Annotated in this window: 20 protein-coding genes; 7 read left to right on the forward strand and 13 right to left on the reverse strand. The window is 61.7% G+C overall.

Going from position 1 to position 23,093, the window contains the following annotated elements:
* The first annotated feature begins 99 nt into the window (after positions 1-99).
* From cra to SALB1_RS03720, 3 genes are all read left to right on the forward strand, one after another.
* Positions 100-1,134: a catabolite repressor/activator gene (gene cra, locus SALB1_RS03710; RefSeq protein WP_109992631.1), complete on the forward strand. Its 1,035-nt coding sequence runs from the start codon at positions 100-102 to the stop codon at positions 1,132-1,134.
* A gap of 189 nt (positions 1,135-1,323) precedes the next feature.
* Positions 1,324-2,679, forward strand: a complete 1,356-nt coding sequence (locus tag SALB1_RS03715) for a sugar porter family MFS transporter (RefSeq protein ID WP_109995252.1) — start codon at positions 1,324-1,326, stop codon at positions 2,677-2,679.
* A gap of 169 nt (positions 2,680-2,848) precedes the next feature.
* Complete coding sequence (locus SALB1_RS03720; RefSeq protein ID WP_109992632.1) at positions 2,849-3,667, forward strand: alpha/beta hydrolase; 819 nt, start codon at positions 2,849-2,851, stop codon at positions 3,665-3,667.
* A gap of 114 nt (positions 3,668-3,781) precedes the next feature.
* Here SALB1_RS03720 and SALB1_RS03725 read toward each other — a convergent pair whose 3' ends face one another.
* The 4 genes from SALB1_RS03725 to SALB1_RS03740 form a co-directional block, all read right to left on the reverse strand.
* A complete protein-coding gene (locus tag SALB1_RS03725) occupies positions 3,782-4,570 on the reverse strand; it encodes an ATP-binding cassette domain-containing protein (RefSeq protein ID WP_109995253.1) in 789 nt (262 codons plus the stop codon).
* On the reverse strand, positions 4,567-5,598 hold the full coding sequence (locus tag SALB1_RS03730) for an ABC transporter permease (protein WP_109992633.1): 1,032 nt from the start codon (positions 5,596-5,598) through the stop codon (positions 4,567-4,569). The genes SALB1_RS03725 and SALB1_RS03730 overlap by 4 nt, the downstream gene beginning before the upstream one ends.
* A gap of 154 nt (positions 5,599-5,752) precedes the next feature.
* Entirely contained in the window at positions 5,753-6,790 is a 1,038-nt protein-coding gene (locus SALB1_RS03735) for a sugar ABC transporter substrate-binding protein (protein WP_109992634.1), read from the reverse strand.
* A 433-nt stretch (positions 6,791-7,223) separates the two neighbouring features.
* Positions 7,224-8,216: a sulfotransferase family 2 domain-containing protein gene (locus SALB1_RS03740; RefSeq protein ID WP_109992635.1), complete on the reverse strand. Its 993-nt coding sequence runs from the start codon at positions 8,214-8,216 to the stop codon at positions 7,224-7,226.
* 266 nt (positions 8,217-8,482) lie between these two features.
* On the opposite strand from SALB1_RS03740, the gene SALB1_RS03745 reads away from it, so the two are divergent.
* Positions 8,483-9,499 carry a zinc-binding alcohol dehydrogenase family protein gene (locus SALB1_RS03745; RefSeq protein ID WP_109992636.1) on the forward strand — a complete coding sequence of 339 codons (1,017 nt, stop codon included), beginning with the start codon at positions 8,483-8,485 and terminating at the stop codon, positions 9,497-9,499.
* A gap of 148 nt (positions 9,500-9,647) precedes the next feature.
* Here the strand turns inward: SALB1_RS03745 and SALB1_RS03750 are convergent, their stop codons facing one another.
* The 3 genes from SALB1_RS03750 to SALB1_RS03760 all read right to left on the reverse strand — a co-directional run bounded on the left by SALB1_RS03750 (position 9,648) and on the right by SALB1_RS03760 (position 12,215).
* Positions 9,648-11,024, reverse strand: coding sequence for a HAMP domain-containing sensor histidine kinase (locus SALB1_RS03750; protein WP_109992637.1), 1,377 nt, complete (start codon positions 11,022-11,024; stop codon positions 9,648-9,650).
* The gene (locus tag SALB1_RS03755; RefSeq protein WP_109992638.1) at positions 11,011-11,694 is read right to left on the reverse strand and encodes a response regulator transcription factor; all 684 of its coding nucleotides are present in this window, start codon (positions 11,692-11,694) and stop codon (positions 11,011-11,013) included. Before SALB1_RS03755 ends, SALB1_RS03750 begins: the two co-directional genes overlap by 14 nt.
* 77 nt (positions 11,695-11,771) lie before the next feature.
* The gene (locus SALB1_RS03760; protein ID WP_199678684.1) at positions 11,772-12,215 is read right to left on the reverse strand and encodes a PepSY domain-containing protein; all 444 of its coding nucleotides are present in this window, start codon (positions 12,213-12,215) and stop codon (positions 11,772-11,774) included.
* 149 nt (positions 12,216-12,364) lie between these two features.
* Here SALB1_RS03760 and SALB1_RS03765 point away from each other — a divergent pair, with 149 nt between their 5' ends.
* Positions 12,365-13,405, forward strand: a complete 1,041-nt coding sequence (locus SALB1_RS03765; protein ID WP_109992640.1) for a zinc-dependent alcohol dehydrogenase family protein — start codon at positions 12,365-12,367, stop codon at positions 13,403-13,405.
* Between the two features lie 110 nt (positions 13,406-13,515).
* On the opposite strand, the gene SALB1_RS03770 is transcribed toward SALB1_RS03765, so the two are convergent.
* From SALB1_RS03770 to SALB1_RS03780, 3 genes are all read right to left on the reverse strand, one after another.
* On the reverse strand, positions 13,516-14,499 hold the full coding sequence (locus tag SALB1_RS03770; protein WP_109992641.1) for a diguanylate cyclase: 984 nt from the start codon (positions 14,497-14,499) through the stop codon (positions 13,516-13,518).
* 338 nt (positions 14,500-14,837) lie between these two features.
* Positions 14,838-15,272: a phosphate-starvation-inducible PsiE family protein gene (locus SALB1_RS03775; RefSeq protein ID WP_158590612.1), complete on the reverse strand. Its 435-nt coding sequence runs from the start codon at positions 15,270-15,272 to the stop codon at positions 14,838-14,840.
* Positions 15,273-15,573: 301 nt separating this feature from the next.
* Positions 15,574-17,217 carry a phospholipase C gene (locus SALB1_RS03780; RefSeq protein WP_199678685.1) on the reverse strand — a complete coding sequence of 548 codons (1,644 nt, stop codon included), beginning with the start codon at positions 17,215-17,217 and terminating at the stop codon, positions 15,574-15,576.
* A gap of 447 nt (positions 17,218-17,664) precedes the next feature.
* On the opposite strand from SALB1_RS03780, the gene SALB1_RS03785 reads away from it, so the two are divergent.
* Entirely contained in the window at positions 17,665-18,078 is a 414-nt protein-coding gene (locus tag SALB1_RS03785; RefSeq protein WP_109992644.1) for a hypothetical protein, read from the forward strand.
* Between the two features lie 225 nt (positions 18,079-18,303).
* Here SALB1_RS03785 and SALB1_RS03790 read toward each other — a convergent pair whose 3' ends face one another.
* Positions 18,304-19,296, reverse strand: coding sequence for an IS30 family transposase (locus SALB1_RS03790; RefSeq protein ID WP_109992645.1), 993 nt, complete (start codon positions 19,294-19,296; stop codon positions 18,304-18,306).
* A 309-nt stretch (positions 19,297-19,605) separates the two neighbouring features.
* Here SALB1_RS03790 and SALB1_RS03795 point away from each other — a divergent pair, with 309 nt between their 5' ends.
* Positions 19,606-21,624, forward strand: a complete 2,019-nt coding sequence (locus tag SALB1_RS03795) for an oleate hydratase (RefSeq protein ID WP_109992646.1) — start codon at positions 19,606-19,608, stop codon at positions 21,622-21,624.
* A gap of 189 nt (positions 21,625-21,813) precedes the next feature.
* Here the strand turns inward: SALB1_RS03795 and SALB1_RS18660 are convergent, their stop codons facing one another.
* Positions 21,814-22,164 (reverse strand): hypothetical protein, encoded by a 351-nt coding sequence (locus SALB1_RS18660; RefSeq protein ID WP_145961226.1) that lies wholly within the window; start codon positions 22,162-22,164, stop codon positions 21,814-21,816.
* Positions 22,165-22,244: 80 nt separating this feature from the next.
* Positions 22,245-22,649 (reverse strand): hypothetical protein, encoded by a 405-nt coding sequence (locus SALB1_RS18665; RefSeq protein ID WP_145961227.1) that lies wholly within the window; start codon positions 22,647-22,649, stop codon positions 22,245-22,247.
* Positions 22,650-23,093 lie beyond the last annotated feature (444 nt).

The following is a 23,093-nucleotide window of genomic DNA, read 5'->3' on the forward strand; positions in this document are numbered from 1 at the left end:
AGCGCCATTACAGTTGTATGCTGAGATGGCTCGAACGAGGAATCAAGTGAAATACCCGCGCTTCAGACAAAAGTCTGACACGCCAGGAGGGTCACAACCATGACCGCCCGCACCCTTGCCGACATCGCCCGACTCGCCGGCGTGTCCCGGACCACGGCCAGCTACGTAATAAACGGCCAGGCCGAGGCCCGGCGCATCAGCCGCGCCACCGTGGAACGCGTCCAGGCCGTGGTCGCCGCCCACGATTTCCAGGTCGACGCCCGGGCCGTCGCGCTGCGCCGGGGCGAGACGCGCACCCTCGGGCTGGTGGTGCCGGATCTGGAAAATGCCAGCTACGCGCGCCTGGCCAAGCGCATCGAGCGAGGCGCGCGCGCTGCCGGCTACCAGGTGATCATCGTCGACTCCGACGACGAGGCGGCCACCGAACGCCGTCTGGTCGAGTCGCTGCGCGCCCGCCGCTGCGACGGGTTGATCGTGGCCTCCTGTCTAGACCGCGACGACCCGTTCTACGATGGCGTGGCCGGCAGCGGCCTGCCGGTGATCGGCCTGGACCGCCCACTCGACGAAACACGCTTTCGCAGCGTGGCCTCGAGCAACACGGAGGCCGCGCGCCGCCTCACCGCCTCGGTTCTGACCCGCGAAACACACACCATCCTGTGGCTGGATGCCGTGCCCGGCCTGTCGATCACCGAGCGCCGACGCGCCGGGTTCATGGCGGCCGTGGCCGCGCACGACGGCGACTGCCAGGCCGCCGTGCGCACGGCCGCGGCCTTCGATCGCGCCAGCGGTGCACGGCTGCTCACCGACTGGCTCAGCGAACACCCCATGCCCGATGCGCTGATCACAGCCGCTTATCCGCTACTCGACGGCGCGCTCGACGTGCTGCTGGCCGACGCGGGCGACACGCCAGCCCTGCCGCGGGCCGGCACCTTCGGCGATGACCGCGTGCTCGATTTCCTGCCCATGGCGGTCAATTCGCTGCCGCAACAACACGACAAGATCGCGCAGACGACCCTCGAACGCATGTGGGCGGCACTCGCCGGGGAATGTACGCCGGGACGAGACCGCATTCATCGCCTGTTGAAGCAACGACGCCGCAAAGTTCCATCAGGCGAAACAAACGTTCCGAAATAAGTGAGACTTTAGTCTTACTTGCTGCGTGCAGCGATGGGCATGATCGCCCAACGCCGATATTTTATACGCGCTTTTCCCCCTTCCCTTCCCTATATTTCAAGGAGATTCGATATGGCCGGTGCACCTGGCTCCGTCTCGTCGACATCGCAATCAACGCCCGAGGTCGTCGCCCACGCCGACATCGTGCCGATGGTCTGGCTTTCCTGCGGCCTGGCCGCGCTCGCCGGCCTGCTGTTCGGCATGGACATCGGCGTCATTTCCGGCGCCCTACCCTTCATCAAAAAGGATTTCAACCTGTCCTCGGCGATGGAGGGCTGGATCGTGTCGTCGATGATGGTCGGCGCCGCCATCGGCGCCCTGTCGGCCGGTACGATCTCCAAGACCATGGGCCGCAAGCGCGCGCTGCTGGCCTCCGCGCTACTGTTCATCATCGGCGCGCTCGTGTGCGTGTCCGCGCCCGGGCCAACGCTGCTGTGGATCGGCCGTATCCTGCTCGGCCTGGCCGTCGGCGTGGCCTCGTTCACCGCCCCGCTGTATCTGTCGGAGGTCACGCCCGAGCGCATTCGCGGCACGACCATCTCCTTCTATCAGTTGATGGTCACGGTCGGCATCCTCGCGGCGTTCGTCTCCAACGCGGCGTTTTCGTATATCGAGAGCTGGCGCTGGATGTTCGGCGTGCTGGTAATCCCGGCCGTGATGCTGTTCTTTGGCGCACTGAGCGTACCCAACAGCCCGCGCTGGCTCGCGGCCAAGGATCGCTTCGACGAAGCGCGTGACGTGCTGTCCAGGCTGCGCGGCACGACCGAGGAAGTCGACTACGAAATGGGCGAGATCCAGGACGCGATCGAGCAGGAACGCGGCGCGCAGGGCTTCCAGATGTTCCGCAGCAACCCGAATTTCCGTCGCTCGGTGTTCCTGGGCGTGGCCCTGCAGCTGGTGCAGCAGTTCACCGGCATGAACGTAATCATGTACTACGCCCCGCAGATCTTTCAGACCGCGGGTTTCGAAGGCACTTCGGCCAGCCTGTGGGCGACCGTGGTCACCGGCCTGACCAACGTCCTGGCCACCTTCATCGCCATCGCGCTGATCGACCGTGCCGGGCGCAAGCCGATTCTGTATGCCGGCTTCGCCATCATGGCCATCACCATGGCGCTGCTGAGCACGATCATCTACATCGGCCCGAGCACGGCCTTTTTGCAATACACGGCCATGGCCATGGTGCTGCTGTTCGTGGTCGGCTTCGCCATGTCGGCCGGCCCGCTGATCTGGACGCTGTGCGCCGAAATCCAGCCCCTGCAGGGCCGCGACTTCGGCATCGGCGCCTCCACCGGCGCCAACTGGATCGGCAACTTCTGCATCGGCTTCTTCTTCCCGATCATGTTTAACGGCATTGGCGGCACCTGGACCTTCGGCCTGCTGGCCGCGGTCAACGCACTGTTCATCATCTTCACGCTCAAGTACGTGCCCGAGACCAAGGGCATCTCGCTGGAGAAGATCGAAACGAACCTGTTGTCGGGCAAGGCGCTCAGCAAAATCGGCGTCTGATCGGCCGGGCAAACGCACGGCGACGCGGCGTAGTCGTCGCGTCGCTGCCCGCCTGCTAAAGTAGCGCGGTATAAACCGCTTACCGACCGGCCGCTGGCCGGTCGTTTTGTTTGCACAACCTGAACAGGGCCGGCCGCCAGGGTGACCGGCCACAGCACGGGGTTCGACCATGAGCAACGCCTGGGATCGCGCCTACGACAACCGCGCCGCGGTCGCCGACGCCGGCGACTGGCTGCGCCACTGGCAGGCCGACGCCGCGGCCTTTCGCGCGCTGCGCGGCGCCGACCAGCCGCTGGAGCGCACCTACGGCGTCGGCGAGCGTGAAGTCTTCGACCTGTTCGAGCCGGAGGGCGAAGCGGCGGGCACGCTGATCTTCGTCCACGGCGGCTACTGGCGAGCGCTGTCGCGCCGCGACAATCACCAGTTCGCCGCCGGCGCACTCGCCCGCGGCTGGCGGGTCGCGTTGATCGAATACCCGCTGTGCCCGGATGTCACGCTGGAGTCGCTGGCGGATGCCGTGATTGCCGGCATCCAGGCGATCGCCGACGAAGTGACGGGCCCGCTCGTACTGGCCGGGCATTCGGCCGGTGGCCATCTCGTCACCCATGCCGTGACCACCCACAGCGGCCTGCTGGCCGCGGCCCGCAAACGCATCCGCCGCGTCATCTCCATCTCCGGGCTGCACGACCTGCGCCCCATCGCCGCCACCACCGACATCAACGGCACGCTGGGCCTGTCCGAACAGCGCGCGACGCTCGCCTCGCCAGCGCTGCAATCGCCCGATCTGCCCGGCGATCTGATCTGCGTGGTGGGCGGCGACGAACTGCCCGAACTCAAGCGCCAGACCCACCTGCTCGCCAATATCTGGACCGGCCTGGGCGTGGCCACACGCGCCGTAGAACTGGCCGGTGAGCATCATTTTTCCGTGCTGGAAGCCCTGCGCTCGCCCGCGACGGCGTTGACGCGGTGGGCAACGCCCGAGGGCTGAAAGCCGCGTCGAGCCTCGCCCGTTTTTTATGCCGATTCTCGAGGGCTTGCATCGGCGGCGATCCGGAACCTTCCTGCGCTCGTCGGACCCGGCGCGGCACGGGCGACGGGGACGTCAGGCCGCCACGTCCTCCGCCGGCGGCTCCTTGGCACCGGTCATGATCGCGACGGCATCGGACGGCGACATGGTCTTCGGATCGACCACCGCGACGCGCCGCCCCAGGCGGTGGATATGGACCCGGTCGGCCACCTCGAATACATGCGGCATATTGTGCGAGATCAGCACAATCGGCAGGCCGCGTTTCTTCACGTCGCGGATCAACTCGAGCACCAGGCCGGACTCCTTCACGCCGAGCGCCGCGGTCGGCTCGTCCATGATGATGACCTTCGCGGCAAAGGCCGCCGCGCGCGCCACGGCCACGCCCTGGCGCTGGCCGCCCGACAGGGTTTCGACCGCCTGACTGATGTTCTGGATCGTCAGCAGCCCCAGCTCCGACAGTTTTTCCCGCGCGAAGTCTTCCATCGCCGGCCGGTCCAGCATCCGGAACAACGACCCGAGAACACCTTTCCGGCGTATTTCCCGGCCGAGAAACATGTTGTCCGTGATCGACAGCGCCGGCGACAACGCGAGCGTCTGGTACACGGTCTCGATGCCGGCATCGCGCGCGTTCATGGGCGAAGCGAACTGCACCGGCGTGCCGTTGAGCCGTATCTCGCCGGCATCGGGCACCACCGCCCCGGATATGGCCTTGATCAGCGTCGACTTGCCCGCGCCGTTGTCACCGATGACACCCAGCACCTCGCCCGGGTAGAGATCGAAATCGGCATTATCCAGCGCCGTGACCCGGCCGTAGCGTTTGGTCAGTCCCCGGCCGGAGAGGATGGGTTGGGTGTCTGTATTCATGCCGAAATCTTCCTGATCCACTGGTCGGTGGTCACCGCGATGATGATCAGCGCGCCGACGGCCAGCTGGGTCCATTGCGGGTCCGTACCGAGCAGCCGAAGACCGAGCGAAAACACGCCCACGATCAACGCCCCGAACAAGGTGCCGATAATCGAGCCGCGCCCGCCGAACAGCGACGTGCCGCCGATCACCACCGCCGTGATGGCCTTGATGTTTTCCATCTGGCCGGCCTGCGGCGATATGGCCCCGATGCGCCCGATCAGCGTCCAGCCGGCCAGGCCGCAGATCACGCCGGCCACCACATACACCGAAACCAGAACACGGCCGGTGCGGATGCCGGCCAGAAGCGCGGCGTCCTTGTCATCGCCGACCGCGTAGACATGGCGCCCCCAGGCCGTGTGATTCAACGCAAACCACAGCGCCAGTGCCAGCGCCACCATCAGCACCACGCCGTAGGTGAACACCGCGTTACCAATCCGGAAGGAGTTGCCCAGGAAATGCAGGATCGGCGCCACCCGGTCGATATCCTGGCTGCGTACCGTTTCATTGCCCGAGTAAATGTAGGTCGTCGCGCCATAAACCGACCAGGCGCCGAGGGTAACGATGAACGGCGGCAACTTGACGACCGATACCAGCAGGCCGCTCAACAGGCCGCAGATCCCGCCCACACTCAGCCCGGCGAGTACGGCGACGAAACCGGGCACGCCGTAATGCATGGCGAACTGGCCCATCACCACTGAGCTCAGCACCATGATGGCGCCCACCGACAGGTCGATGCCGGCTGTCAGGATGATCAGCGTCTCGCCGGCGCCCACGATGCCGGTGATCGCCACCTGCTGAAGAATCAGCGTGAGCGCGAAGGCCGAATAGAACCTCGAGCCGACGGCTATCGAGAAGAAGATCACCGACAGGATTACGACGATGATCGGCACGGCCGCCGGATTGCCGTGCAGAAAATGCTGCACCCGGCGCAACGGCCCGTGGTGTTGTTCCCCGGATGCAGGCGCTTCGGTGGCGGCGTTGTTCATGCGAATCTCCACGAAACCAACAAGACAGGCCTGTCATGCCGCCGTCCGGTCGGCGACGGCATGACATCAGTGCCGACAGGCATCGGCCGTCCGACCGGGGCGGACCGGTGTGGTTTACCACGCGCCGCCACCACCGATCGACCGGCGGGCCGGTCTACTGGAGCTTGCCCCAGCATGTCTTCATGCCGGATTTCGTGCTGTACGACTTCACGCCCTTGACCGGGTCATCGGTGATCAGATGAACCCCGGTATTGGTGAAGTTGAGCCCGGCACTGGTGCTGGGCTTCTTGCCGCTATCCACATAGGTCTTGACCGCCTTGATGCCGCGCTTGGCCATCCGCAGCGGGAACTGCTGGGCATCGGCGCCGATCACGCCCTGCTGGACATCCTGGACACCGTTGCAACTGCCATCGATGGCCACGATCGTGACCCGATTCTGCATCCCGACCGACTTCAACGCCTGGTAGGCACCCTCGGCCGCCGGCTCGTTGATGGCATAGACCAGGTTGATGTCGGGACTCTTCTGCAGCAGATTCTCCATGGCCTTGCGCCCGCCATCCTGGGCGCCGCCGGTGACCGCATGCCCGACGATGCGCGGATCGTTTTCATCGCCCCATTTGTTCGGATTCTTGATGTCGATACCGAAACCCTTCATGAAACCCTGATCACGCTGGACACCGACCGACGGCTGGCTCGTGGCAAGATCCAGAAAAGCGATATGGGCCTTGGTCTGGCCGAGGTGCTTTTTCGCCCACTCGCCGTCGAGCTTGCCGGCCTCGAAGTTGTCGGTCGCGAACGTGGCGTCGGCGGCACTGGCCGGCTGCAGCGTCGTATCGAGCGCAATCACCATGATCCCGGCCTTGCGCGCTTTTTGTACCGTGGGGACGATCGCACTGGGCGCCGAGGCCGTGATCAGAATGCCGTCGACCCCATCGGCCATGCAGTCTTCGATCGCGCTCACCTGAGACTGGTTGTCGCCGTCATACTTGCCCGCGTAGGTCTTGAGGTGGACGCCGAGTTTCTTCGCCTCCTTGAGCGCGCCTTTTCTCATGGTGACGAAGTAGGGGTTGCTATCGGTCTTGGTAATCAAACAGGCGCTGACGTCCTTGGCGAACGCCGGCGCGCTCACCAACGCACCGCCGGCAGCGAGAGATAGCAAAATGCATTTAGACCACGATATTTTCATGCCCATCCTCCAGCAATAGCCCGCCGCAACATTATTCCGCCTTGGCCAGCATCTATTTAATTTTAAATTTTTTTTAAAACCTACACTTTCGACCAGCATAAGCTAGCAAATTTAATTATATTTGGCGCTCATTCACGAACAATCCGCCATTAGTCTGACCCTCGCAAAAACTTACAAAACGGAGAATTTTCAGAACATATTGCCCGGAATACTCGTGACTCGCGGATCCACGATATCTATCTTTCAGGTGGCAACAAATGGGCACGGATATACGACAATTCGAGCCACGACGACTTATCCCGCCCGAAAACCCCCTCGAGCCGGATAATCGTCCTTTACCGACAACGGGCTCGCTCATCTCCCGATCCCGGCCGCCACACTCAGGGCACTTCACAGGAATCCATGAATCTGGTACGGCAAGGCCCCGAACTCGCGGCATTCAGTAGCGATCGATCAACTGGCGCATATCGATGCCACGGGCCCGCACGTACAACTGGATGTCGGCACGATAAGCCTCGACGAAACGCTCGAGCGAAGAGCCATCGAAGAAATCGGCGACGGCCGGAAAGTGATCGTAGCCCTTCAGATCGCGGGCAGTTGCCCGTGCCGGGCAATCAATCGCGTGTGCGCCGGGCGGGGCATATGCCGTTTTCTTTGAAGACGCGACGTTGAAACCGTCCGTGACCATGCCCTGCGCCTGGAGGAAAGCGAGCGTGTCAGACAAGTTGTCCACACAGCCATAGAAATCGAAGAGATGACGCCCCAGAAAATGGCTCTGGCTGCGGTAATGCTTGTTGCGCTGCTTATCCGGCTTAGCCAGCACGTAATCGAGAAACTGTTGAAAAGTAATCGTGGATCGATCGATCTCCCGGTTGTGAAACCGGCTGATACGGCGGTAAAAGCGAGGGTGCGGCGCGTCGGGCAGGTTGCCCGTGCTTTTTTTGACGACGCGATCCAGAAACCCGCTGACGATCCGGGCCATGGGATCCCGAATGACAACGAATATTTTGTAGTGGCGGCCGCCATGAATCGTTCTCCGGGTAACCGGAATGTTTCTGATCCCTGTGCGCAACCTGTATCCGCGCGGGGTTTCGGCCGACGCGTCGAACCCTGCCCCCAGCGGATGGTTGGCGGTGAAAAGCGCGCGCATGTAGCTGCTCGCGTTTTTTGGAATTCTCATGAACATCAGGCGATGTTCATGAGATACCCAGAAACGCACGTCGCGCCTAGGTCTGCGGTCCAGAACTTCCAAAAATTGCGCTTTCACGAACCGCACATATCGAAATCCGATGCATACTGCAAATAAAACGACATGACGCCAACTCCGGAACGCCACCTGAAGATAACCGTCATAACGAAAAACGCACGATAATCCATAACTTTTTCGTTTTGTTTCAATAATAATCGGGCCGTAACGGGCCGGGTCTAACATTCGTCATTTTTCCGTTCGCTCCTGCCGGACTCGATATGGCGTCTATTATCGTTTTGCCCGACGCTCCATGTGCGAACCGGCGACGCCTCAGTGACCCGCCGGGCCCGGGCGTCGCCCCGGTAGACCGGATCGGCACATCACACCGCAAGCGCCCGGGCTTTCAATTCACGCCCGGCGTCGCCATACATGGCCATACGCACGACGCTAACGCCGCGGCGATGATCGAACCGGAGCCGCGGCGTCTCTTTTCAATCAGGAGCAACGCCATGAAAGCTATCGCCACCCGCGGCGCAACCGATATCAACGCCACCGGCGCCTTCGAGACGATCGACCGGCCCATCGCGGAACCGACCGGCCTGGATCTGCGGGTGCGGATCGATGCCCTGGCCGTGAACCCGGTCGACACCAAGGTCCGTGCCGGCGCGCTGGGCGATCTCGGCGAGCCGACCATTCTCGGCTGGGATGCCGTCGGCAAGGTCGAGGCCACCGGCGACGAGGTGTCGGGTTTCGAGGTGGGCGACCGGGTCTATTACGCCGGACAGGTCGACCGGCCGGGTTGCGATGCCGAGCAGCAACTCGTCGACAGCCGGCTGGTCGCCCATGCGCCGCAGCGTCTGAGCGACGAACAGGCCGCCGCCATGCCGCTGACTGCGCTGACTGCCTGGGAAGGGTTGTTCGATAAGCTCGGACTGCGCGCGGACCCCGGCGCGCACAGCGAACAAACCCTGCTCGTGATCAACGGTGCCGGCGGCGTGGGCTCCAGCGTGATCCAGCTCGCCCGGCAGCTCACCGGCATCCGCGTAATCGCAACCGCGTCGCGCGCGGCATCGGCCGATTGGTGCCGCACGCTCGGCGCCCACGAGGTCATCGACCACCACGAACTGGTCCCGGCCCTGCGCGCCGCCGGCCACGACACGGTCGACTACATCTTCAACTGCCACGATATCGGCGTGCACTGGCAGAACATGGTCGAAGCCATCCGCCCGCTGGGCCGGATCGTCGCCATCGCCGAAACCGAGCAGCCGGTCGATATCAATGCGCTGCAGTCGAAGGCCGCCAGCTTCTGCTGGGAGTTCATGTTCGCCCGCGCGCTGCACGGGTATCACCCGGAACGCCACGGCGAAATCCTGGCCGAGCTCGCCGGGCTGCTCGATGCGGGCCGCATCCGCAGTACGCTCGGTGCCGTGATCGGGCCATTGAATGTGGACAATCTCACCGAAGCCCATCGGCGCCTCGAACAAGGCCATACCGTGGGCAAGCTCGTGCTGACCGCCATGGCATAAGCGTTGCCATCGCCGGCCCGCGCCGCGCGGGCCGGCACTGCGCGCCACGACGGCAGGCCATCCAGGCTGCAGATCAACCGCATGACCCGGCCCCGGCGCGGGTTGCCAACCGAATCCGCCCGGCACACCCCTCGCCACAGGCAAGCGGTTAATCCGCCAACGGCAGACGGAACGAGACGCTCAACCCCGGCGCATTATCCTCGAGGCTCAGAACGGCATCATGGAGATCGACCACCGCCGCGGCCATACTCAAACCCAGACCACTGCCGGGTGTGGTACGGCTCGCTTCGAGCCGGTAGAACCGCTGTGTCACCTTATCGATGGCCTCGGAAGGAATGCCGGGGCCGTTGTCGGCGATACAGACCACAGCACTGCCCTGACTCGTTCGTAGCCGGATATCGATATGGGAGCCGGGCGGCGTATGGGTGATCGCGTTTTCGATCAGATTCGCCAGCGCTTGTGTCACCAGTTCGCGGTCGCCGCGGACGGCCACAGCCGGCTCGATTTCGGCGGCAAGGACATGGCCCGTCTCTTCGGCCACCACGGTGTAGGTCTCTGCGAGCGTATCCGCCAGCGCCGACAGGTCGAAACGCGTGAAGCGGGCGCGCCGGCTGCCGGACTCGATCTGCGCAATACGCAGCAACGCGGAAAACGTCTCAAGAATCTGATCGGTTTGCACAATGGCCCGGTCGACCGCGCGCTGGTAATCATCCACCGAACGCGCCTGCACGCGGGCCGTATCCAGCCCCTGACGCAACCGGCCGAGCGGCGTGCGCAGGTCATGCGCGATATCGCTGCTCACCTGGCGCATGCTGTGCATCAGGCGTTCGATCTGATCGAGCATCCCGTTGAGATGCCGCGCCAAGTGGTCGAATTCGTCGCCGCGCCCGCTGTCGGGCACGCGTTGCGACAGATCGCCGTCACTGATCCGGCTTGCGACCCGATTGATATTCTCGACGCGGCGCAGCGCCGCCCGCCCCATCAGCGCCCCGCCGGCGGCGCCGAGCAGCAACACGACAAGCAACCCCCAGAGCACGGCATACACCAGGCGCGCCCGTAGTGCGGCCAATTGCCGGGCGTCCCGAGCCACCACCAGTATGGCCCCATCGGGCAGCTGGGTACCGTGGCGAATGATGGGCGCACGCCCGCTGTCCGGCCGGTCGCGGGCGGCGGAAACGGAATCGATCGGGCGATACGCTTCAGACCAGCCAACAGTCCCCGCTGTGGCGGACAGATCGCCCGCAAGACGCGCGCCGTGCGCAACCAGAAGATAATGATTGTCGCTGTTTCCCGATTCGAGACGATCGTTGATCGCGTTTTTCAGCTCGGCCAGCCCGCCGGCGTCGTATTCCCGGGTCAGGCTATGTGTTTCGTGGGCGATGGTCGCGTGTATCCGGCTTTTCATGTAGCCCGCCGTCTGCCAATACACCACAGCAAACAGGATGACGGCGCTGAAGGTGAACAACCCGGCGTAGGCCAGGCCGTTACGGAAGGCCCGGCTGCGAAACAGGTTAGGCAGCGGCATGGATCGAGTAACCGGCGCCCCGCACCGTGTGCAGCAAGGGTGTTTCAAAACCGCGATCGATCTTGGTTCGCAGGCGGCTGATATGCGTTTCGACAACGCTCGTCCTGGGCTCGAAGTGGAAGTCCCACACGTGTTCGAGCAGCATGGTTCGAGTCACCACCTCGCCGGCGTGGCGCATGAGATATTCGAGCAGGCGGAACTCCCGCGGCTGGAGCTCGATGGCCTGGTCGCCCCGCCACACGCGTCTTTTAACGAGATCCATGGTCAGATCGGCAACCTGCAGTATCGTTGCCTCGGTCTGCAAAGGTGGGCGCCGAGCCAGCGCCTGTACCCGCGCAGCCAATTCGGCAAAGGCAAAGGGCTTGGTGAGGTAATCGTCGCCGCCGGCTTCCAGCCCCTCGACTCGATCATCGATACCGCCCAGCGTGGTCAGAAACAAGACCGGCGTCTTCAAACCCGCATCACGCATGGTTTTTACGATGGACAGGCCATCCAGCCGGGGCAGCATGCGATCCACAATCAGCAACTCATAGCCGCTTTCTTCAGTCGCGAAAAACAGGCCTTCGGCGCCATCGCGTGCGATATCGACGGTGTGCCCGAGTTCGCGCAAACCGCGCGCTACATAATCGGCGGTCTCCGGATCATCTTCAATCAGCAGAATCTTGCGCACGCCGTGGCCTACTCGTGTTCCGTCGGATTGAGGTCGGCAGACGGGGGCAAGCCCGCCTGCCGACCGCTGGCCCTATCCTAATCGTCTGCGCCGTTTCGGTCCTGATCGTGGTCTTCGGTTTCGCCGGCGTGCGAATTCGACGATTGCTCGTGCTCGCTCCGGGTCTCCTGTGCCTCGGTATGCGCACTTTCGCTACTGTTTTCGAGCACCTTGCCGGAAACGGCATCGATGCCGACCTCGCGAATCCCGTGCTTGGTCTGTATATCGAACGAGTAACGCAAGCCCGAACCGCCGCCTTCCTTTTCCAGCTCGGCGCTCTTGATCGTTCCATGCGCCTGGTTCAGCGCCTCGGCACGGGCTTGCTGCATGGTTAACTGGGCGCCATCCTGCGCACTTGTGTCAGTGCCTGCGTAGGCGGCAGTCGAAATGCCGCCGACGACGGCCAGCGCGGTCATTGCAATCGTAGAAGCTTTAAAACGCATCGTTTTCTCCTGAAGAACATAACAATCCTCGGGACTCATCGTGGGCCCGAAACCCGCCCGGCGGGTGATCTACAGAATCGCAGGCCCGGGCTTGCGGGGCGTTTGCCGCAACTTTACGAAACCGTAAGAACACGCTTGCACGCCGCGTATCATCGCTCGGGCAAGCGCCCCAAGCTGGACACCCTGTTATGAAAGCCGTCGTATTCGAATCGTTCCAGACGCCGCCGCAGATTCAGCAGGTGCCGACCCCGGAGCCCGAGCCGCATGGCGTGGTCGTCCGGGTCGAGGCCTCCGGGCTGTGCCGCAGCGACTGGCACGCCTGGATGGGCCACGATCCCGACATCACGCTGCCGCATGTCCCGGGCCACGAGCTGGCCGGCACGATCGTGGCCACCGGCAAGGACGTGTCACGCTGGCAGGCCGGCGACCGGATCACCGTCCCCTTCGTGGGCGGCTGCGGAGCCTGCGACGAGTGCCGAGCGGGCCAGCAACAAGTCTGCCATCATCAATTCCAGCCGGGCTTCACCCACTGGGGCTCCTACGCCGAATACACCGGCCTCCACCACGCCGATCTCAACCTGGTCGGCCTCCCCTACGACATGGACTTCGCCACGGCGGCCAGCCTCGGATGCCGCTTCGCCACGGCCTTTCGCGCGGTGGTCGATCAGGGCCGCGTATCCGGCGGGCAATGGGTCGCCGTGCATGGCTGCGGCGGCGTCGGCCTGTCCGCGCTCATGATCGCCAACGCGCTCGGCGCGAACGTCGTGGCCGTGGATATCGCCGACGACAAGCTGGAGCTCGCCCGATCCCTCGGCGCCGCGGCGACCGTCAACGCCAGCGAATGCGCCGACGTGGTCGACGCGATCACCGGGATCACGCAGGGCGGCGCCCATGTCTCGCTCGACGCCCTCGGGCATCCGGCCACTTGCTTCAATTCCATCATGAGCCTCCGCCGCCGCGGTCGGCACGTCCAGGTTGGACTGATGCTGGGCGAACACAGTCGGCCGCCGGTCCCCATGGACAGAATCGTGGCGCAGGAAATCGAGCTGCTTGGCAGCCACGGCATGCAGGCGCATCGTTACAGCGCCATGCTGGACATGGTAAGCAGCGGCAGGCTCGCGCCGGGCCGGATCGTCGGTCAGCGGATTGCGCTGGAAGATGCCTGCCACGCGTTGATGAACATGAACGATTTCGCCGGCCTGGGCGCGACGGTCATTACGTCATTCTGATCGTCCGGCCCGGATGGGCCGAAACCCAGGGCCCACATCAAAAAAACCGACACTGTCGCGATCAACCTCGACGCATGGCAATGAACAGCCACGCCCTCGGCATGTCGCGCTCAAGCGGACACCCGAAACAGTTCGTCCGTCCGGTCGCGCACCTCGTCGATCGACTCCTCCATCGCGCGCGCATCGCCGACGAATCGATGCATGCTTCGATTACGCCCCTCGGCCTTGCAGTGATATAGGCATTCATCGGCACAGGCAATCAGCGTATCCAGATCCATCGCCAGACCGGAAGCCGCTGTGGCCACGCCGATACTGACGGTCACCGTTGCGGCCGTCTCGGATTTTTCGTGCGGCAGGCCCACGAGTTGCAACATCGAGCGCATGGCTTCGGCCAAACCGACCGCGTCGTCGCCGCTCACGTTCACCAGCACGACCAGAAACTCTTCGCCACCCAAGCGGATAATCACATCGGTATCGCGGCGAAAGGTATCGCGGAGAACATTGGCGATTTCGATCAGGCACTCATCGCCGGCCGGGTGGCCGTAATAGTCGTTATACGCTTTGAAATGGTCGACATCGATCATCATTGCCGAAATCGAGGCGTGAAGCCGGTGACCCAGCGGCAACAGCGTTTCAAGACGCTGCTCGAGCAGGCGGCGGTTGCCAAGCCCGGTCAACGGATCGTTGAGCGTCTGCTGTAACAGGTCTTCGTGATGCTGTTCCAGCGTCGCGACGAGGCGATCAATGTTGGCTCGAATCCCTTCGATATCGCTGCGGCGCTCGCATGGGACTTGCCGCCCATCCGCAAGCGAACGCGCGCTTACCTCGGCCACATGATCGGCCAGCTGACGCAATGGCCGAGCGATACATTGCACAAGCACCGCCAGCGTGGTGATGAAAGTGATGCCCAACAACACGATCGCAATGACATATCGATTTTGAACATCGATATCCCGGATCAGCGCCCACGGCCAACCGCGCGCCGGCCGCAGCAACTGCCAGACGCCGCACTCGGCCAACACGAACAGGGCGAACAGACCCAGAAAAAGCCGCCGCGGGGAGCGGCCCGTAACCTGTGTGTGTTGTCGCTCCATTCCCCGCCCCTTTCTCCGGCCGGCGTCGCGCCCCACCAGGAATCTCGGACGAGCCAACCCGCGCCCGGAGATATCGGCCGATGCGGGTCAGGCTTGAACGGAGGTGCGCCGCATTCACCGCCAATGCCGTGGCCCCAATCACGCATGCCGCCATCATGCGCGACCGCCGCAAAGCCCGGCACAAGGCGCGCTCACGGATCGGCCACCCACCAACGACGCGCGCCCGTGATCACGGCATTCCGATCGTCCGGCCCGGATGCGCCAACAGCCGGCATGTACGGCAAAAGACCTGCAGCCTCCGGGAACGCTGCATCAGCGCCGAAGCATCAGCAATCCGCTCAGGACTGATCGCGCGGCCTGGGCGGGAAGAACCCGGTAATGCTTCGGGCAATCACCAGCACGATGAGCAGCAGGGCGAGCACCAGGAGATGCGAAGTATCGAAGGTCTTGCCATACAGCGTCACGAGCATATCGCGCAAAACGAACACGGCCGTGACGTCGATCAACATCGACAGCCGAATGCGCCGCACCTTCACATACTGAACGAATGTACTGAACAGCTCGATAATCACGAATACATCGAGCACGCTCGACACCAGATCGCGAAAATCGGCGGCATCGAGCTCGGCTGACTTCATGGTCGGCAACAGCCGGAACAGCCCGGCCATCACATCGAAAAAGGCAAACCCCAGTGTCACCAGCATGACCAATACCAGGCCGATGACCACCACATCGATGGCGACATCGTAGACACGCATGATCACGTCTTTCACGGCATCCTCGAACGTTGGCCGATTTCGCGCGGCAAGCGTACACCCGCCGCTCGACGCGAACCACAACGATGCCAACCGCCCGTCCAACTCACCCCGACGGCAAAACCGGCAGGTCCCGCTGCATGGGCGCCCGCAAACCATGCCACGCCCAAACAAGCGGCTCGCACGTCATCGCGCGATGCATGCAACCTGAGCTCGGACGTGTTTTCGAGACGCCCGAACTAAACACGGTTACCACAGCCAAGGAACAAAAAAGGCGGCAGGCCATAGCCCACCGCCCGATTTCTATAAGGTGACCCGCCTAGAAGTGATTTCTGCGCTCGGGCTCTCCGGTCTGCGGATTCAGGATCAGGCGATTTTCACCGCGCTCGCCGTGACCGTAGCCGTGACCGTAGCCGTGATGAGCATCGCTGAACCGGAACATGCTCATCAAAGAACCCGCTTTGGCGTCCGTGGAGCCGTTGCCCAGACGCCCCAGTTTCCAGTTATCTTCGATGAAGCGGAGAATCGAGGACTGATCCGTCACACTGTGATCGACATAGTTGACGCGGGACCACGGCGAAACAACCAACAAGGGCAGGCGCGGGCCGTAGCCACACCGATCCTGTTGCTGAATACTACCTGCCGAGGACCCGTCAGGCTGGGTGCAGGTGCCGTCGTTGATCAGTGCATCGTATTGCTGATCGTTGGACTGGGTCACGATCGGGCCCATGACGTGATCGTACCAACCGTCCGAATCGTCATAGGCGATGATCACGGCTGTACTACCCCATTCCGGCGACTGCTCCAGTCGATTGATGGTTTGAACCAGGAAATGCTGCTCGTCCAGCGGGTCCGAATAGGCCGCGTGGCCATCCTGATAACCGGCGGCCTTGAGGAAGCTCACCGCCGGCATGTTCCCCGCGTTCACCGCATTCCAGAAGTCAGCCAGGGCGTACTGGTGATTGGCTTGGTCGTCGTGCCCGATCATGGGCACCGATGTGGGCGGCAGATGATGCGGGTTCGACGTGGACTGGTAATACTGGAAAGGCTCATGGTGCGGGATGTAATCCGTCACCTGCACACCGCCGACATTGGTGTGCTGCGAACCACATACAGCTTTGCCGCTGTCGGTCGAAGTCGGCCGGAAACCGCCTTCGAACCAACCCCAGGTGATGCCCTTGTCGTTAAGCAGATTGCCGACGTTCTGTCCCTGCATCGAGACGGTCGGATACTTGCTCGACGAACAATCATCGAAAGTGGGGTTCGGATCGTTGATGACCGTACCGACCCCCTGCCCGTTGGTGTTGACCACACCATAAGTGTCAGTGTCGGGCTGAGTGGACAGCCCACCATAGGTCTGGCCCGCAATCAGATGAAGAGCGCCCGGCGTCGACGGGCCGAATGTCGTGCCGAAGGAATTGTCGCTCATCGCGAAGTGCTGCGCGTAATTCCACATGGCCGTGACGGTATTGCCGTCGTAGTAATCCATCACCAGCCCAGGCTTGCCCACCTCCGGGGCGGCGCAGCTCGAGCGGTTGGTATTTTCAACGAAACGGTCCATCAGGCCGCCGTCGAATGCCTTCTGCTCCGCCGTATAACCGTGATCCTGATCGCAAGTGAGCGGTTCACTGCGAGAAAGTCGCGCGGGATTGTATTGGTTCGGATTGTGGTTGAGCAGGTAATCGTTCAGACCGTTAACCGATGGGGTATCGGCGGCGGCGTGGAACTGCGGCACGCCGGGCGGATTGGTTGCATCCGGATAGGTGCCGAAGTAATGGTCGAAGGATACGTTTTCCTGGTAGATCACGACGATATGCTTGATCGGCGTTATCGTCTGGCTCGTCTGCCCCGGCCGCTTCGAATGCTCATGTTCAAAATGGTCTCGAGAATGCTGAGCCAGCACCGGCGTGGCGACTAAACACGTCGCTAGCGCCGCGCCGCCCACCGCCAGTTTCTTGTTCACTGGATACTTCATTATTGAATTCCCCATTGGCAGTTGTAATTGCGATTGTTGCGACTCCTTGCCAGCACCGATCAGGCGCCTGAATGCGGCGCCCCTCACAGGGCGGGCACCCAAGGCTTGTGCGCCTGGTTTCGAGCGATATCGCCGACCAATAAGCCACAACCAGGACACTAGTCGATCCACGTGACAACTTCGCGATGCCTTGGCGGGGCACGAACAACCCAGCGGGAATCGCCGGGCAACCGAGCGCAGTTCAATGAGCGCCCACCGCCACACACGGCATATCCAAGAGGGATATTCAGGCCTTGCTACGTGCGCGCAAAGCGATTGGCACACATCAAAGAACCTCACCCCAGGTGCGGGGCCAGAGTGATGAATCCGCCGTTCAGCCTATCGGCGTAAAGTCGGATATACATGGGCCATACAGCCACCATTACAGGAGGCACCATGCATCGTATTCGATACACCACACACGGCCGTATCGTCGCCGGCGCCCTCGTGCTGGCGGGGTTATTGGTAACGACATCGGCGTGGGCGATCGATGGGGCCGGCGCACTCGGTGAAGCCACCGGCCCGAACGGCTCGATGAACGGCAGCATTTACGTGCCGGAACGCCAGGCGACCCATCCCCGGGCCATCGAGCCGCAGCAGCATGGTCGTGGCGGATATCCTGATTATCGCCGTCCCGAGCGCCGCCGAGGCGCCGGCTACGGCCGACGCCATGGCAACGAATACCGCCCGCGTGGAAGCTATCGGCTCGACGGCAACACAGGCAGAATGCAGCCCAACACCGCGCGCCCACTCGCCCCCGGGCGTGTCACTCCCAACCGACGCCGATTAGAGAATCGCTTCGGCGACTGACGCCGCCTGTAGAACGCGTTGCTAGGGTGCGGCCCGGCCCCGGTAGGCAACAGCACGCGGGATATCGTCTTCGCGATAGGCCGTCGGCCGCGACACCGACGCAAGGTGATGAAGCGGGCGCTGCGATGCGGCCGGGTCTTTTCCCGTGTGCATCCCACAAGAGCCGATCCGCGACAGCCGAAGTTCGTTCGCCGATACCGGACGGGCACGTCAAAGCGGGTGGATTCAACTTTCAACTGCAACACAGAGGCCTTTTCTCAGGACTTCGTGAGGCGTGAGATAACCGAGGCGTTTGCGGGGTCGATGGTTGAGCAAACGAACGACTTTGTCGAGGTCCGATTGAGTGACGTCGCGCAAAGAGGCGTTTTTCCGATAAAACTGGCGTAAAAGACCGTTCAGGTTTTCATTGCAGCCACGCTGCCATGGGGCGTGCGGCCGCGCGAAATAGATCGATAGGCCCGTGGCTCGCCCGATTCGGTGAAAGTCGGCGAATTCGCTGCCGTTATCGTAAGTGAGTGTCCGACGCCAACGCTTGGGCAGGCGCTTAAAGGCCTGAATCGTGGCCTCGGCCAGAGGCTTGGCGTGACGGCTGGGCAGCTTGATGGCGACCAGATAGCCGCTCTTGCGCTCGGCGTGTGTGGCGATGATGCCGCTATTCGCCCGGCCGAGTACGGTATCGCCTTCCCAGTCACCGAAGCGTGCCCGCCGATCTACGGCGGTCGGGCGTTGGTCAATATCGACGCGATCCGGAAAGCGTGCACGAAGGGCCGACAATCGGCGTCGCCGCCGTCGATGCACATGACCACGTCTGAGATATCGACGCAGCACGCCTCGATCTCGTGAATCTGCATAGATCCAGCGATAAATCTGCTCGTGGCTGATGCGCATATCTGCGCGATTGGGAAAGGCGATCGGCAATCGGCCGGCAATGGCTTCCGGGGGCCAGTGCGCACGCAGCTTTTGCTCGACGTAACGCACGAGTGGGGCATTGTCGACGCGGCGTCGATGGCGTGCTGTTCGGCGCTTCGCAAGCGCTTGTTCGTGGGCGTATATGCCGTCGTAGCCGGGCCCGTAGCGTCGGGCCCCGCGTTTGATCTCGCGGCTGATCGTACTGCGATGACGCCCGAGGCGACGCGCAATCTCGGCGCGCGTCACGCCATACATAAAACAGTGAAAGATCACGCGCCGCTCTTCCGAGCTAAGATGCGAATAGGACATCACGGGGCTCCGGTTTCTTGGTTGGTCTCGACAACCCCAAGTTATCCGTTTGCTCTGTGATGTCCTACTCTTGGCGCCGGCTGTTGCACTTAGAACTTGAGTCCAAGGCGATTGGCGCACAACGCGAGACCTGACCCCGAGCGTCACCGCCGTGGCGCGGGAGTCGGCGGCGTTTATCCGGGACGTGGCACGTCAGATCGAGCAACTGGTTAATTTTTCTCATCTCACCTCGAGTTGATGTATGTCATCTCTACCGGATGATTGGAGTGGCACCATTTGGGCTACCACGAAATTACAGGAATGCACGGAATGCCCGATCAGAAGCCGAGATACCCGCAAACCTCTGGCCTCGAACCCCACATAAGGGCAGTGAAAGCCCAGGGCGCCAACGTAACGCCGGATGCGTCTTCACACCACCTGCATAACGGTATTGACACACCGCTTCCGCCGCCGGACCTGCACGGCAGCTACACCAACAACCGACCGCTACCAACCGAAGGCGTCAGAGATCGTCGGGCGTTCATTATTGGCAGCGGAATTGCGGGACTCTCCGCTGCATTCTTTCTGATACGTGATGGCCACATGCCGGCTGCCAACATCGTGTTTCTCGAGGAACAGGCCATTGAAGGGGGATCCCTGGACGGCTCCGGAAACCCGGAAGATGGCTATATCGTGCGGGGCGGTCGGGAAATGGAGATGACCTATCAGAATTTCTGGGACGTGTTTTCGGAAATTCCCGCCCTGGAATTGCCAGAGCCATTCACCGTACTGGACGAGTACCGGCTCGTTAACGATGCGGACAAGAACTGGTCGAAGGCGCGCTTGTTGGAAAAGCAGGGAAAAATCAAGAATTTTTCCACCATGGGGCTGACCCGCTTGCAACAGCTGGAAGTGGTGAAACTCCTGCTGGCCCGCAAGGATGAGCTGGACGACGTTACCGTGGAAAACTGGTTCAGCGAGGGTTTCCTGAACAGCAACTTCTATACCTTCTGGCGCACCATGTTTGCCTTCCAGAACTGGCATTCCGTGCTGGAGATGAAGCTGTACATGCACCGGTTCCTGCACCTGATGGACGGCCTCAACGACATGACGTCACTGGTGTTCCCCAAATACAACCAGTTCGATAGCTTCGTCCGGCCGCTTATGAACTGGCTCAAGGAGCAGGGCGTGCGCATCGAGTACGACACGGTGGTGTCGAACCTTGAATGGAACACCCATAACGGCCAGCGGACGGTGACGGGCATCCAGTGCCACACCGGTAGCGGTGATAAGACCATTCAGGTCAGCAAGCAGGATCTGGTGTTTGCCACGACCGGCTCCATGACCGAAGACACCGCCTACGGCGATGATGACACCGCACCGGCTCTGGCGGACCAGAAAAAGTCGGGATCCGGTTCCGGCTGGCAGCTCTGGAAAAACCTGGCGACACAATCGGAGGTCTTCGGCCGGCCCGAGAAATTCTGCGGTGACGTGCCCCAGTCTACCTGGGAATCGGTAACCCTGACTTGCAAGCCTTCACCGCTTATGGACAAGCTCAGGGAACTCTCCGTCAACGATCCGTACTCTGGATTGACCGCGACCGGTGGCGTCATCACGGTTACCGATTCCGCCTGGCTGATGAGTTTTACCTGTAATCGTCAGCCGCATTTCCCGGACCAGCCGGACGATGTGATTGTGCTCTGGGTATATGCCCTGTTGATGGACAAGCCCGGTGACTATGTAAGAAAAGCCATGCCCAAATGTACCGGCAGGGAGGTCGTCACGGAGCTATGCTTCCACCTCGGCCTGATTGACCAGGTGGACGAGGTGCTGGCGGCCACCAAGGCCCGGATTGCCCTGATGCCCTACATCACCGCACAGTTCATGCCCCGGGCGCAGGGTGATCGGCCGGCAGTCGTGCCGGATGGCTGCACCAATCTTGCCTTGATGGGCCAGTTCGTGGAGACCCACAACGACGTGGTATTCACCCTGGAAAGCTCCGTGCGCACGGCCCGCATTGGCGTCTACGGGTTGCTGGGCGTTCCGAAACAGGTCCCGGATATCTACCCTGGCCAATACGATATCCGTCGTCTGCTGCAGGCGACCCGCACCCTCAACAACGATGAACCATTTCCGGGCGAAGGCGTGCTCCGCTGGATCCTTGGTGGCACCTACTTCCAACACATCCTTCCGCTGGGGGCCGACGCGGACGGGACCGAGGAAACCGAACCGGATCTTATAGAACGGCAGTTACAGGAGGTGCGCAGCCTTATCGGGAACAACCAGACGGCAGAAAACGCAAAACACCGGCTCCAGGGTTTTGTGGAGAAACTGAAGGGGCGCCTCTGAAGAGCGCCCCTCTGGTGATAGCTGGCCTGTATCAGATGGTCAAGGTCAGCAGGAATGCCGGCTTCTCAGTGATCTGTGAACACCAATAGGGTCAGGTCTTGCGTTTTGCGCAAAATGCAAGACCTGACCCCATGCGCTTCACGAAGCGCGGCAGCGCTTTGGGCGGTCAACTGCAGCGATTCGTTAGGTTTAATGCGAACTACCTTTATCAGGGGTGCCAATTGATGAAACACCATGACTTTGAGCATTTGGGTCAAACACCGAAAGAGCTAAAGCACATCGCGGCTGACGCTGCAGAGCTTTCTGATATAGCGATTCGTCTAACTCACTGCTCTCGTCTTGAGGCAGAGAGATTTTCTCGGAAGCGCTTGCAGCGGATTCGGCGATGTAACCGTAAGACATCAAAAGCTCTTCCGCCATAAGTACCGCGGCATCTTTGGTTTCAGAAATAGCGCAAACAGTTGCGTGGCAAGAAGTAAGCTGAGACGAGCTACTAGCTGGTTTGCACGGGATTTCGATGATGTATGCAGTATCTTTCATAAATACCTAACGCCGAAGCTCAGCCGCCGGCAACCTGCGCCAGCGGGTTGCCGGTCGGCTGCAGCGCCTTGTTGGGCAGTTTACCGGCAGGTGGTATTGCCAAAACTATCTGTGCTGCAGCGTGTAGTGTTGCCATTGTTATCACGATACGTGGTGTTTCCGAAGGAATCGGTGTGGCCACGAATTGTGTTGCCGTTGTTGTCGCGATAGGTGCTATTGCCGAACGAATCGGTGCTGCCCCTCAAAGTGTTGCCATTGTTGTCCCGGTATGTGCTGTTGCCGAAAGAGTCAGTATGGCCACGAACGGTGTTGCCGTGGTTATCACGGAATGTGCTGTTGCCAAATGAATCCGTAGAGCCGCGAGTAGTTGTGCCATCGCTGCTACGGCAGGTGGTGTTGCCGAATGAACCTGTCGAGCACCTTGTCTGTGCGTATGCGCCAGAAGATGCTATTAGAGCGACCAGTAACGCGAATGCAAATTTCATGATGATTCTCCTGTGGTGAGGTTTGCTGCCCAACGCCGAAGCTCAGTTGCCGCCGGAGCAGCCGAAGGCTGCGGAGGGAACCCGAAGCGCGCCAGCGCTTCGGGCGGTCAACTGCAGCGACCTGTTAGACCTTTAAAACTATAATTTTAGCTTTCTACCCCATCCGCTTCGCGCCTAACCCGTAATTTACCGGTTTACTTTCTTAACGAGGATTCCCATAACAATCAATGCTACAGCGACAATAGTTCCGGCTTCAAAAGGGCGGTATTCAAAGTAAGTGAGCAGACCCGACCTGAAAAAATTTGCGTACTCGAGCCAAATTATGTCGAGTACCACTGTACATATAATTAGGAATGTGAGGACTGGCCTCTTATTTAGATAGCCCAAAAACGACATGGACAGTCCAGCAACGGTCCTACCCTCTCTATCAGCCATTTAATCTCC

It is taken from the genome of Salinisphaera sp. LB1 (assembly GCF_003177035.1).
Lineage (GTDB): Bacteria > Pseudomonadota > Gammaproteobacteria > Nevskiales > Salinisphaeraceae > Salinisphaera.